Source organism: Deltaproteobacteria bacterium (genome assembly GCA_020845775.1).
Classification (GTDB): Bacteria; Bdellovibrionota_C; UBA2361; order SZUA-149; family JADLFC01; genus JADLFC01.
Genome location: JADLFC010000053.1, coordinates 1 through 11,768, shown reverse-complemented (window position 1 = coordinate 11,768; position 11,768 = coordinate 1). Strand labels below are relative to the sequence as shown.

Sequence of the window (11,768 nt, the reverse complement as noted above, 5' to 3'; positions counted from 1 at the left end):
TCCCACTCTCCGCCGACACCTTCGTTATCGCTGCCGTCAACGTAGTCTTGCCATGATCCACATGCCCAATAGTCCCAACGTTAACATGCGGCTTATTCCTCTCAAATTTCTCCTTCGACATCTGACAGTTTCCCTTTACTTAGACACACAAATAACAGGCCCAAAGCCCAGCTAACTTAAGTGCATGCGTTTTACACACCCTTAAAGGCCGACGCGAAAAGCGAATGCCAAAAATCCTCAATATCTCGAGGCATTTTTGGCATCCGCTATAACACGGCTAAAGCTCTATGTAAACAAGCGCCATGCGCGATACAAATTCTCCTTGGAGCCCACGACGGGATTTGAACCCGTGACCCCCACCTTACCAAGGTGGTGCTCTACCACTGAGCTACATGGGCACTACAGAAAAAAACAGTCCCAACATACTAGCCAACATTGGGCTAGTCAATTAACGATTAATAGCCTAGGGAGATTTGGAGCACATTGGTCCAAAAAAATGGAGCGGGCGATGGGATTCGAACCCACGACCTCTGCCTTGGCAAGGCAGCATTCTAGCCGCTGAACTACGCCCGCAACTTTGCTCCATACATTACAAGAGCACAATCGCTACATCTAAAAAAAAGTCAAGACCTTAACGATGAAACTGCTTGAGCAATCCTGTCCAACCCCTTAACCAGAGTTTCATCGTCCACTGCAAAACTTAGCCTAAAAGCTCCAGAATCACCAAAAGCCTCTCCTGGTACCACTATTACGGCATACTTGTCCATCAAATATTTACAAAAATCTGCAGACGAGTTGATAATCTCGTCTCCTGCCTTCTTCCCCAGCACACCTTCTATGCGAATAAACGCATAGAAAGCTCCACGAGGCCTCAAAGGAAGCTCGAGACTGGGAATTTTCTGCATAGCGCGCCACAGTATGTCCAAGCGACGCTGGAAGGCCTTGCACATGATCTCGCGTGGAAACTCTAGTCCCATTTCCAGCCCATCGATAGCAGCATACTGAGCGATGGAACAAACATTACTTGTAAACTGGCTCTGATGCACCTGCATTGCTTTTATTATAGCCTCGGGCCCAACGGCATAGCCTACACGCCAGCCGGTCATGGCATAGCTCTTACTCAGAGCATTGACAATCAGCGTTTGAGAACGCAGATCCGGCGCGCATTGCCCAAAGGATACGTGCTCAAAACCATCAAAAGTAATATATTCGTATACCTCATCGCTAATAACGGCAATATTCTTAGAATTGCCTAGCGAACGTATCACATCTGCCAGAGCCCTTAACTCATTTCCATCATAAGCAGCCCCAGTTGGATTCGAGGGACTATTAATTATAATAGCTTTTGTTCGAGCGTTACATGCTTTACGCAATGCCTCTGGCTGGATTAGATAACCGCTCTCTTTATCGGTATTAATTATAACTGGCTCACCTCCCGCAATCCGAACCATATCGGGGTAGCTAGTCCAGTAAGGAGCAGCCAAAACTACCTCATCGCCCGGATTGAGCAACACTGCAAATGCCGCCGCTAGAGCATGTTTGCCACCATTGGTGACAATTACTTCCGAGGGCTTGTATTCAAGGCCCTGGTCTCGCTTTACCTTACTACATATAGCTTCTCTCAAAGGCAAAATGCCCGCAACCGGCGTATAGCGGGTCCGTCCACTCTTTAGAGCTGATACGGCCGCTTCTTTAATCCTGTCGGGAGTATCGAAGTCCGGTTCGCCAACCGTAAAACCCAACACTTCTTTGCCCTCAGCGCGGAGCTCCGCAACCCTCGCTGCTAGCGAAAGCGTTTCCGATGGTTTGATATTTGAAATAGTATTGCTTAACTGCACCATTTGTAATCACCCCAATAAAAATTAAAAGCAACTCAGTAGCGGCAACCCATCAGATAAACTACAAAGACTGCATTCGCCTTGCGATATTTGCCGGAACCAAACTCGAAACGTCCCCCTTGTAACGAGCGATCTCCCTGACGACGCTAGAGCTAATAAAAGAGCAATAGTCGGAGGTCATTAAAAATATCGTCTCAATATCATCGGCCAGTTGGCGATTAATCATTGCCATCTGCGCCTCGTACTCGTAGTCCGACACCGCACGAAGACCACGAATAATAATTCTTGCACCAACTCTCCGAACATAGTCAACTAACAGACCATCAAAACTTTCTACTACTATATTTCCATTAATGCCACTAACCGCCTCGCGCACTAAGCTTTCGCGTTCAGCCGCAGAGAAAAGAGCAATTTTTGGTGGCTCGCGCACAATAGCCACATGCAACCCACTGAACATGTCATTCGCACGAACAACTATATCCAAATGACCATTAGTCATTGGATCGAACGTGCCAGCATAGACAGCAGAACTACCAGAAACTCCTGAACTCACCGCCAATGATAACCTCGATACCAATTTTCTACTCGCCCTTAGCCAACATCACCAAACTATCATACCGATATACCGTTTCCAAAAAGTAAGTTAAATATTTTACTTTTTGGAAACGGTATTTGTTGTTTATTGGCAAGTGCTTACGCACTTGCTGTTTATACCATTTACAAAAATCCTTTTTCTAAATGCTATAAACTTCTAACACAAATGCAATACAAGGCGGAAGCCTATGCAAAGTGCTCGCCTGCATTTCGACCTGACAATAGTGAATTTGTGAAAACAGTTCCGCAGTATTTCGCGGTTACTCGATAAGAATAGTCAAGAACGTCGCTCGAAGTAGCGCACAGCGGTGTCCCCGTACTTAGCGCTCTTTACAAGTGCTAACGTCATAGACGCATCCTCAATTTGTCGCATCTGCTTTGAACTACTTACAATAACGACCACTGATTGAGCGCTAACTACATCCGAATTAGCAATTGATACTAGCAAGCTAGCTTCTGGGTGTTCGCTCCACGGCGGGTCGGCAAAGATTAACATTCGCCTATCTTCGCCCATTCTGGAAATGCGCGCGACTGCCTTCTCTAAAGCACTCCAGCAAAGCTCCACCGTCGAACAAATTACTGCAGTACTAGAACCAACGCCAAGGCGCTGCATTTCCCTTCTTATGTCTCGCGCCAACGCTGGCTCCTTCTCGACAAACACAGCAAAAACTGCGCCACGACTTAAGGCCTCTATGCCCAAAGAAGCAGTTCCAGCGTAGAGATCTACCACCACAGCTCCGGAAAGTGCACCCATGGCCTCAACAGTCGAGAATATAGCCTCGCGCGCGCGACCACTAGTAGGTCTCACTGCTCTAGTGCTAAGCGAGGAAGCAATTGACATCCCCTTAAATTTTCCAGCAATAATGCGCACTTCTCGAAGGCAACTCCTCAATAACAGGCAAATAGTAGACCGCTTCTCGACAAGTATTACCTATTATTAATTTTTTTTCAGGAATGCAAGAATGACTAAGACACTGCCAAAAATATCAGGGGACTGTACAAACAACAAAGATGTATGGAAGCTAACAAATAGCTCCATACATCTTAACAAATATAGCCACGAACTCTTTTGTAGGCAAGCCTAATGAACGCTCGCCACTGCGGCCACTTCGTCTTTCGAGAACACCTTGTCGATATCGAGCATCATTACAACATTCTCAGACACCTTACCCATCCCCAAAATGAACTCCATGCTGATAGAAGTGCCAATAGATGGCGGTGGCTCGATCTGCTCGTGAGAAATATCGAGCACCTCTGACACCTCGTCAACAACAATACCCATAGTGACTGTGTCACGGCCGAGCGACACTTGCGCCACAATAATGCAAGTGCGATCTGTAGCCTCCTGTTGCTCCATACTAAACTTGAGTCGCAGATCCAGTACCGGAAGAACCTTGCCCCTCAAGTTGATAACGCCCAACATATAATCCGGCATACGCGGAACGCGCGTAATATCGATTATCCCAATAATTTCTTGAACCTTAAGAATCTCCAGTCCATACACTTCGCCACCCAAAAGAAAAGTCAAATACTTTCCTGCCACATCCCGCCGAAAACCAGTTGAACTAGATCTCTCAATTGCGCTAATCTCTTGACTCATCGGAAAAAACCCTTTCTGTTTCGCATTTTCTTTTTCTAGCATGACTAACAAACTCTACCGAACCGCTCACTCCGCGCCCCATGGGGAATAATCGTTATTATTCGAAAACAACTTGAGACTAACCTTAGCTATTATGCCCCTAGGGCCCTAAGTCACTGTTTTGCCATAGCTTTTTCGCCACACAAAAGGCAACTACCTGCAAACTAACCTTAAGATCGCGCTAAATACTTCGCAAAAACAGCGATACTAGCCGTGAGCGCCGTCCGTGAAATACACATAGTAAAGATGCTCTGTCCCGAAAAACGTTTCGCACAATGTTTCCCATACGCGCCATCGCGGCCCCACTATTACGCTAGCAGTGACAAAACTAATAGCAAGCTAAACTTCACAGTTTAGAAATATTTTAAACAGATCGATACACACATATAATCTTAGAAAGAAGACACTGACTTGTAACCACTAGTTCACACACGGCGACGATACACAATGGACGCAAAAAACTTTTCCAAACTTAAGGAACTGATAGACGAGCTATCTCTAACCACCGTTCTCCTGGACGAAGACGACCCGAGCTCCTTAGAGCCAATAATTGCAAGCTGCCAATCACTACAACACCTCACACAGCACCATAATTCTCAGCAGCGACTATATGCTGCCTGCTTGGCCTTCCTTACCGCATCCAAGTCCCATGATGCGAAGGCACTCTTCGACCAAGCCAAGGCTTTTGTAACAGCAGCTCAAGATTACATCATAGATCCATCGTCCGCGGTGTTCCCCAACGAGCACAATACAAGTACCGATAAGCACATTGCTTGGGGCGACGATCTCGCAAAAGATTACGATGAGGATCTACTTCTAGACTTCATAGCCCAGTACGATCAAAGTTTAGACGAATTTGAAGCCGACCTGCTCGCCAATGCATATAAACCCAAGGCCGCGAGCGACAGCAGCGATTTCAATTCCTCCGTCCGACGATACCTGCACACTCTAAAAGGCGATTCTGGAACCGTGGGGCTCATTGGCATCTCGAGAGCCACTCACATACTTGAAGACATTCTTTCATCCCACAATGTACAAGACATTGTCGAACAAATATTGAGCTACAAGTCATGGGTGCTATCCTGCCTTAGGGCCTGGTCGCAATCCGTCGCCCCCGTAGAAACATCCGACACCTTCATTGACCGACTCTTGTCGTCCTGCGCCACACCGACTAAAGCGACCTCCTCTTGCTCCGAAGACAAGCCATCTAGCGACAGCATGGAGTGCTCGTCACAGAACAACCCCGTAACGTATCGCATCGAAGGCGACCAAGAAATACTTGCCGAATTTACACAAGAGGCAGACGATCACTTCAACACAGTCGAAGAAGTCCTTCTCGAGGAATCTGATTCCATCGATGCCGATAGCGTAGACACAATATTTCGCTCAATCCATTCGGTAAAGGGAGGCGCGGCTTTCTTTAACCTACAGGACATAACTGAAACCTCACATGTTACGGAGACAGTGCTCGATCGAGTTAGGCAAGGTGAACTCACTCTAGACCGGGCTCTTCGAAACGTAATGCTCGCATACATCGATCTACAAAAGCAGCTCTTTTCGGAAGCCAGACAAGCAATGGCCCGAGACGGCGTACTAGTACGAGCCGAAAGAGCAGCGAAGTATTTAAAGGAGATCACGAGATTTACCAAAGAGGGCGAACAACACGCTGCCCAGTCTGCAGCACCGACCGTCGTTCAGCCAAGCACGACCAACGGCGCCCATCCACCCAAACAAGCATCGAGCTTTGAGCCTCTCGAGGACGATGCTGCCCAAGGCTTTGACCAGATGTCGACCGAGGATTCCGCTTCGAAAAAAGGCGGCAAGGTGGACATTAAGACCTTCGTGAAGGTCGATACCACTCGTTTAGACAAGCTAATAGAGTACATAGGAGAAATGATGATCTCCTCCTCCATGCTCATTAGACAAAGTCGAGATCTTCTCGGCAGTAACGAGGCGGTAACGAAGAACGCTCATCAGTTTGAGCTCATCTCAAGAGAGCTCCAAAGCATCGGCATGTCAATGCGCCTCATCCCAATTAAAGGCACACTGCAGAAAATGTCTCGCCTGGTCTGGGATACCAGCAAAAAAATCGGCAAAGAAGTGTCATTTGAAATGGAGGGCGAAGATACCGAGCTCGACCGCGCCATTATCGACAAACTTGCCGACCCACTTATGCACATGGTGCGAAATTCAGTCGACCATGGCGTCGAACCGCCAGACGTAAGGGAAAGCAAAGGCAAGCCGCGCAAAGGTGTGGTCAAAATATCGGCATTTCACCTTGGCGGCAACATCCACATTCAAATAAGGGACGATGGGAAGGGGTTAGATCCCAAGGTGCTCCTCAACAAGGCCATTGAAAAGGGCATAGTATCGCCCAACGATAACCTGTCCATAGCAGATATTTATCAGTTGATATTTGCCCCAGGCTTTTCGACGGCCGAGAAGATAACGGATGTTTCTGGCAGAGGCGTAGGGATGGATGTCGTAAAGCGAAACATCGAAAGTTTAAGAGGAAGAGTTGAAGTAGAATCGACGCTAGGCGTTGGCTCAACTTTCACCATACAATTGCCGCTCACCCTCGCAATTGTCGACGGCATAGAAACGAGAGTTGGACGCGAGAAGTTTATCATTCCAACAGTTTCATTAGTCGAGTTCCTAAAACCAACTAGCGAAATGATAGTGCGACCATTTAACAGCGACGAAACACTGCAATTCCGTGGCAAGTTTATACCAATATTGAGGCTATCGGAACTCTATCAGGTAAAGGGTGCCAATCGCAACGCGCTAAATGGGATTTTAGCCATAGTCAGCATGGCGGGCAAGGAGGTTGCACTAATGCTCGACGAGGTTATAGGAACCTATTCGACGGTGATTAAATCACTGGGCGAAATGTTTTCCGGGGCTAAAGGTCTAGCTGGTTGCGCCATAATGCCAGATGGCAATATCGGACTCATCCTCGACGTTGGCACCTTAGTCGATCTCGCGCACTCGGTAAAGCAAGCGCACAACTATCGGCTAACACCACAGGAAGAAGTGTCATTAGGACTGTAATAACCCCCTCGCTACTCTATGAAAGAAAGTGTCTTTAACAACTTCAAGGACTTAATCGCTAAGGAAAGCGGCATAGCCTTGACGTCAGAGAAGAAAGCCTTATTAACAACGCGCATTGGCAAGCGGTTGCGGAAGCTTGGACTTAACGACGCTGAAGAGTATCTTAACATCATTCAGACGGATAGGAGCGGAGCTGAACTTGAGAGGCTGATTGACGCAATATCTACAAACGTCACTCACTTTTTTCGAGAGATTTCTCACTTTCACTTCCTTGAGAATCTTCTTAGCGAATGGCGCATGCAAGGTAAACGCAAGGCTCGCGTATGGTGCGCAGCGAGTTCTACGGGCGAAGAACCCTACTCCATTGCCATGACTGCCGCTGAGGTATTGGATCTAAACTCATTTAACTTTAAACTGTTGGCATCAGACATCTGCATCGATGTGCTGCAAAAGGCTTCCCTTGGAGTCTACGAGACCAGCCGACTTAAGGACGTCCCGCAGCAGATGAAATCCGCTTATTTTAGCGTCCATTCCAACAGCCACGGTGAAAAACTATATAAGGTAAAGCCACATATTAGAAACCTAGTTACATTCAAGCGCATTAACCTCTCGAGCTTTCCATTACCACTTAGCGGACCAATTGACGTAATTTTCTGCCGCAATGTAATGATTTATTTTAAACTAGACTTAAGAGCAAAGCTTATAAACGAGTACTACCGATTGCTCACCCCTGGGGGATATCTCGTCGTTGGCCACTCGGAAAATCTGCTTGGCATACAGCACGAGTTTATTTCTCTAAAGAATACGGTGTATCAAAAGAAGAGTCTATAAAGGCACGTGAACGATCAACTGAATATTTTACTTCAGCCCGGTGTAGTTAGGACTTTTGTGGGGATTGCCGAGGCAAAGGTAAGTGACAGCAAGGCCGACATATTGATTGCTAGCAACCTGGGCTCCTGCCTTGGCATATCGGTTTACGATCCGAGGTTGCAGTATGGGGGCTTAATCCACTGTCTATTGCCGACCGCCGCCAATGATCCAGAAAAGGCCAAACGCCAACCATGCATGTACGTCGATAGTGGCTTGACGCACCTGTTGCAGTATTTGACCACTAAAGGCTCGCGCAAGAATGATTTAATTATAACTGCGGCTGGCGGCGCCACGATGGGAGAGAGGATGGAGCATTTTGAAATCGGAAAGAAGAATTTTACCATTTTGAGAAAGTTTTTGTGGAAACACAATATTCTCTTAAAAGCACATGACGTTGGTGGAAGCAGTCCGAGAACCGTGTCCCTTATTGTTCAGACCGGGGAGGTTCTCGTCAAAACGGGAAAAACAGTAACTCAGCTCGCTTGAGCAGAGACAGATAAAAGTACGACTATGGCACACAATATATTAATCGTCGATGACTCGACAATCGTTCGCAAGTCGCTCAGAAAGGCTTTGGCTTTGCTCGCCATCGATCTTGGTGAGGTATTCGAGGCGTCAAATGGCAAAGAGGCCTTGGAGGTCGTAAGCAAACATGCTCTCGATCTAGTATTCCTGGACTTAAACATGCCAATAATGACTGGCATGGAATTCATAAAAATCGTTAGGGACGACAAGTTGCTGGATAACACCCCTATCGTAATTCTATCTACAGAGGGTAGCGAGATACGCAGTCGCGAGCTTGCTCAACTGGGGGTCGCCAAACAGCTACGAAAGCCAGCGCGCCCAGAAGCACTGACTGAGGTCATCACTGACATATTCGACGAGGGCAAGGAATGAAAACATTTAACACCACTCTTCAGGAAGTCATGTATTTCGTGCTCGACGAATGGGCCATGATGTTAGCCGATCCAGATGAAGCTGCTGAAGTGTCGTTTGACCCAGAGTCAATCTATTACGTGGTGATAGCCACATATCACGGCGTTTTCGATGGCACGCTTAGCATTATAGCCCAAAATGGCTTTATAGAATTGCTGACAGATAACCTTCTGGGGATTGACCCTGGCGAAGGGCTCTCTCAAGAGGACAAACTCGACGCACTCAAGGAACTTGCGAATGTAGTTTCTGGAAATTTTCTTGTAGAAGCCTTCGGCAAGGAAACGGTTTTTGAGCTTCCTTCATTTGAATCCTTTTGCGTTGAGCCACAGGATATTCACAAATTTTTGAACGACGATTTCGTTTACTGCGTTGGAGACGAACAAGTGGTCGCACTCGATTTTAATATCCGCAGCGACTAGACCTGCCTCGAAACGAATGGTAGGAGATTGTTAATAGGCGGCACGAGGTTTTAGGTATACGCACGATAGAAATTTAGATTATGCCAATTAGAGTATTAGTAGTCGACGACTCAGCTATTGTTAGACAGACGCTACAAAAAGCTTTGTCGAAAGACCCGGATATTGAGGTTGTCGGAACCGCTCCCGACCCATTTGTCGCTAAAGACAAGATTCTAGAGCTAAAACCCGACGTCATTACGCTAGATATCGAAATGCCCCGCATGGACGGAGTGACGTTTTTAAAAAAGCTCATGAAAAATCGGCCCACACCAGTGATAGTGATCTCCTCCCTAGCCACCAAGGGTTCCGGCTTGGCTATGCAGGCTCTAGGTGCTGGCGCGGTAGAAGTAATGGCCAAACCTGGCGCAACATTTAGCGTAGCTGAAATGGCTACTGAACTCGCTCTAAAGGTAAAGTCCGCTGCTCGAGCAAATCTTTCAAAGATTTTAAGCATACGGCAGCTCCAAGCCCCGCCTTCAGATTCGATAGCAGCACTTAGCGGTGAAACGACAAAAGTCATTGTCCTCGGTGCGTCTACTGGCGGCACGCAGGCCATTGAGCACGTGCTAACTCAGTTTCCATCTAATGCCCCGCCAACCGTTATCGTACAGCACATGCCTCCGGGCTTTACCAGATCCTTTGCCGAACGATTGGATTCAGTATGCAAAGTGCGAGTTAAGGAGGCCGAGAACGGTGACGAGTTAGTTATGGGAACAGTGCTAATCGCGCCTGGTAGTTTCCATATGATAGTAAAGAAAAGCGGTGCAAAGAGATTCGTAGAGGTAAAAACTGGCCCTCTAGTAAGCGGCCATAGGCCGTCTGTCGATGTTCTCTTTGAGTCGGCGGCCCGCACTTTAGGCGCTGACGCCATTGGGGTAATTCTTACTGGTATGGGCTCCGATGGTTCAAAAGGAATGCTAAAAATGAAGGAAGCCGGCGCCTTCAACATTGCTCAAGATGAACAAACTTCAGTGGTCTACGGCATGCCGAAAGTTGCTACCGATTTAGGCGCAGTGGATAAGATCCTGCCTCTAACGGAGATTGCAAGTGCGGTAATCAAACTAGTAAAGTGAGCTAACGATCGGACTTCCAAAATATTATTTCCGGTCTTAATTCAATGCCAAACTCCTGCAATACTCTGTCTTGGCCTTTAGCCATTAAACAAGCTACCTCGCTTGCCTTAGCATCGTCTCGAATCTTAACTAACCAATTAGCGTGCATAGACGAGTAGGCGACCCCACCGCATTCTACACCTTTCATGCCAACTTTTTCTAAAAGGTAGGCAGCATACCTTAGTTTGCTATCAATCTCTAACTGCCCGCCGTTAACGATTGGGTTCGCAAACACCGATCCAGCCGATGGAAATTGCAATGGCTGAGTTTGCTTTCTGTATTCGAGACATCGCGCACGCTTTGCTAAAACATCATCCGATTGGCCAACATTTAGCAAAATGAGCGCTCCTAACGCGATGTCATTCTTCCCAAGCCTTGTTTCTCGATATGAAAACTGCATTTCCTCCCTAGAGAGTTCTTTTAGCCTGCCTTCCACATCGACAACATAAACCTTTTCAACCACTAACCCCATGCTTTCGCCATGAGCGCCTGCGTTCATCGCCACAGCTCCACCCAGCGAAGCGGGAATTCCTGCAGCAAACTCTAAGCCAGACAATCCAAGGTTCGAACATCGCCGGCTGAGTCCCATGAGCGGGGTTCCAGCAAGTGCTAATATTTTGAAACTCTCTCCAAAATGTACATTCCCTAATTCAGCGGGAATAGAAGTTACTTCGTTGCTAGATTGCAATTTGCGGATTCCAAATTCGCCCTCAGCATCCCAGGACAAAACGCCGTTAAACGCATCCCCAAGCCGAATAACCACCTCCTCAATGCCATCATCGCACACTACCACATTTGAACCCGCTCCCAGCACTCTCCAAGGCACGCCATTCTTCCAAAACCACTCCAACGCTCGCAACAATCCATCAACGTCCTGTGGCTCTACTAACAGCCCGATCTGCCCTCCCAGAGCAAAAGTAGTTAAATTAGCAGCCGACACTTCGCATTGGAGTTTTAGCTTCTCGGGAACGGCCTTCCTGAGGTCGTAAACTAATTTACCATAATGATGGTTGGACACATGCTAATTCCAGACTTTTGCACGCCGTGCTACTACACTATCGCGCAGACTAAGCGCCGAGAGTTTTTGCTATTTCCTTTGCCACCTGCCCCACGTTCCCCGCTCCAATAGTTACGACCACATCTCCAGCTCTTAGTTTAGACGCAAGCGGTGCCACAGCATTTTTTAGATCGCTTACATACGAAACCCGGGTATGCTTAATCGCGAGCGCTAAATTTTCCCCCGTAACACCTTCGATAGGCTTCTCCCCAG

13 protein-coding genes and 2 tRNA genes are annotated in these 11,768 nt (G+C 47.4%); 6 read left to right on the top strand and 9 right to left on the bottom strand.

The features are described 5' to 3' along the window. The 7 genes from tuf to IT291_03740 all read right to left on the bottom strand — a co-directional run. Window positions 1-121: elongation factor Tu (tuf, locus tag IT291_03770; GenBank protein ID MCC6220341.1), on the bottom strand; the 121-nt coding region annotated here is incomplete at its 3' end. A gap of 202 nt (window positions 122-323) precedes the next feature. Continuing rightward, window positions 324-398 (bottom strand) — tRNA-Thr (locus IT291_03765). Window positions 399-497: 99 nt separating this feature from the next. Further along, window positions 498-573 (bottom strand) — tRNA-Gly (locus IT291_03760). Window positions 574-623: 50 nt separating this feature from the next. Then, window positions 624-1,841 (bottom strand): pyridoxal phosphate-dependent aminotransferase, encoded by a 1,218-nt coding sequence (locus tag IT291_03755; GenBank protein ID MCC6220340.1) that lies wholly within the window; start codon window positions 1,839-1,841, stop codon window positions 624-626. A 58-nt stretch (window positions 1,842-1,899) separates the two neighbouring features. Beyond that, complete coding sequence (gene coaD / locus IT291_03750; GenBank protein ID MCC6220339.1) at window positions 1,900-2,337, bottom strand: pantetheine-phosphate adenylyltransferase; 438 nt, start codon at window positions 2,335-2,337, stop codon at window positions 1,900-1,902. 372 nt (window positions 2,338-2,709) lie between these two features. Further along, window positions 2,710-3,303, bottom strand: a complete 594-nt coding sequence (locus IT291_03745; protein MCC6220338.1) for an RsmD family RNA methyltransferase — start codon at window positions 3,301-3,303, stop codon at window positions 2,710-2,712. A gap of 210 nt (window positions 3,304-3,513) precedes the next feature. Then, entirely contained in the window at window positions 3,514-4,032 is a 519-nt protein-coding gene (locus IT291_03740) for a purine-binding chemotaxis protein CheW (protein MCC6220337.1), read from the bottom strand. 486 nt (window positions 4,033-4,518) lie between these two features. Here IT291_03740 and IT291_03735 point away from each other — a divergent pair, with 486 nt between their 5' ends. The 6 genes from IT291_03735 (at window position 4,519) to IT291_03710 (ending at window position 10,459) form a co-directional block, all read left to right on the top strand. After that, window positions 4,519-7,122: an Hpt domain-containing protein gene (locus IT291_03735; GenBank protein MCC6220336.1), complete on the top strand. Its 2,604-nt coding sequence runs from the start codon at window positions 4,519-4,521 to the stop codon at window positions 7,120-7,122. 18 nt (window positions 7,123-7,140) lie between these two features. Next, window positions 7,141-7,953 carry a protein-glutamate O-methyltransferase CheR gene (locus IT291_03730; protein ID MCC6220335.1) on the top strand — a complete coding sequence of 271 codons (813 nt, stop codon included), beginning with the start codon at window positions 7,141-7,143 and terminating at the stop codon, window positions 7,951-7,953. 6 nt (window positions 7,954-7,959) lie between these two features. After that, window positions 7,960-8,478: a chemotaxis protein CheD gene (locus tag IT291_03725; protein ID MCC6220334.1), complete on the top strand. Its 519-nt coding sequence runs from the start codon at window positions 7,960-7,962 to the stop codon at window positions 8,476-8,478. A 24-nt stretch (window positions 8,479-8,502) separates the two neighbouring features. Further along, window positions 8,503-8,889, top strand: coding sequence for a response regulator (locus tag IT291_03720; GenBank protein ID MCC6220333.1), 387 nt, complete (start codon window positions 8,503-8,505; stop codon window positions 8,887-8,889). After that, window positions 8,886-9,347: a chemotaxis protein CheX gene (locus IT291_03715; GenBank protein ID MCC6220332.1), complete on the top strand. Its 462-nt coding sequence runs from the start codon at window positions 8,886-8,888 to the stop codon at window positions 9,345-9,347. Before IT291_03720 ends, IT291_03715 begins: the two co-directional genes overlap by 4 nt. Before the next feature lie 80 nt (window positions 9,348-9,427). Continuing rightward, window positions 9,428-10,459, top strand: coding sequence for a chemotaxis response regulator protein-glutamate methylesterase (locus tag IT291_03710; GenBank protein ID MCC6220331.1), 1,032 nt, complete (start codon window positions 9,428-9,430; stop codon window positions 10,457-10,459). 1 nt (window position 10,460) lies between these two features. On the opposite strand, the gene IT291_03705 is transcribed toward IT291_03710, so the two are convergent. Together IT291_03705 and murC are read right to left on the bottom strand one after the other, a co-directional pair. Next, window positions 10,461-11,516 (bottom strand): FAD-binding protein, encoded by a 1,056-nt coding sequence (locus IT291_03705; protein ID MCC6220330.1) that lies wholly within the window; start codon window positions 11,514-11,516, stop codon window positions 10,461-10,463. Window positions 11,517-11,565: 49 nt separating this feature from the next. Further along, window positions 11,566-11,768, bottom strand: a 203-nt coding sequence (gene murC, locus IT291_03700; protein MCC6220329.1) for a UDP-N-acetylmuramate--L-alanine ligase, incomplete at its 5' end; no start/stop codon positions are given.

What these genes read in the sequence shown, in the direction of transcription:
- IT291_03755 (MCC6220340.1), bottom strand. Translation starts at nt 1,841, where the DNA reads ATGGTGCAGTTAAGCAATACTATTTCAAATATCAAACCATCGGAAACG.
- coaD (MCC6220339.1), bottom strand. Translation starts at nt 2,337, where the DNA reads ATGACTAATGGTCATTTGGATATAGTTGTTCGTGCGAATGACATGTTC.
- IT291_03740 (MCC6220337.1), bottom strand. Translation starts at nt 4,032, where the DNA reads ATGAGTCAAGAGATTAGCGCAATTGAGAGATCTAGTTCAACTGGTTTT.
- IT291_03735 (MCC6220336.1), top strand. Translation starts at nt 4,519, where the DNA reads ATGGACGCAAAAAACTTTTCCAAACTTAAGGAACTGATAGACGAGCTA.
- IT291_03730 (MCC6220335.1), top strand. Translation starts at nt 7,141, where the DNA reads ATGAAAGAAAGTGTCTTTAACAACTTCAAGGACTTAATCGCTAAGGAA.
- IT291_03720 (MCC6220333.1), top strand. Translation starts at nt 8,503, where the DNA reads ATGGCACACAATATATTAATCGTCGATGACTCGACAATCGTTCGCAAG.
- IT291_03715 (MCC6220332.1), top strand. Translation starts at nt 8,886, where the DNA reads ATGAAAACATTTAACACCACTCTTCAGGAAGTCATGTATTTCGTGCTC.
- IT291_03710 (MCC6220331.1), top strand. Translation starts at nt 9,428, where the DNA reads ATGCCAATTAGAGTATTAGTAGTCGACGACTCAGCTATTGTTAGACAG.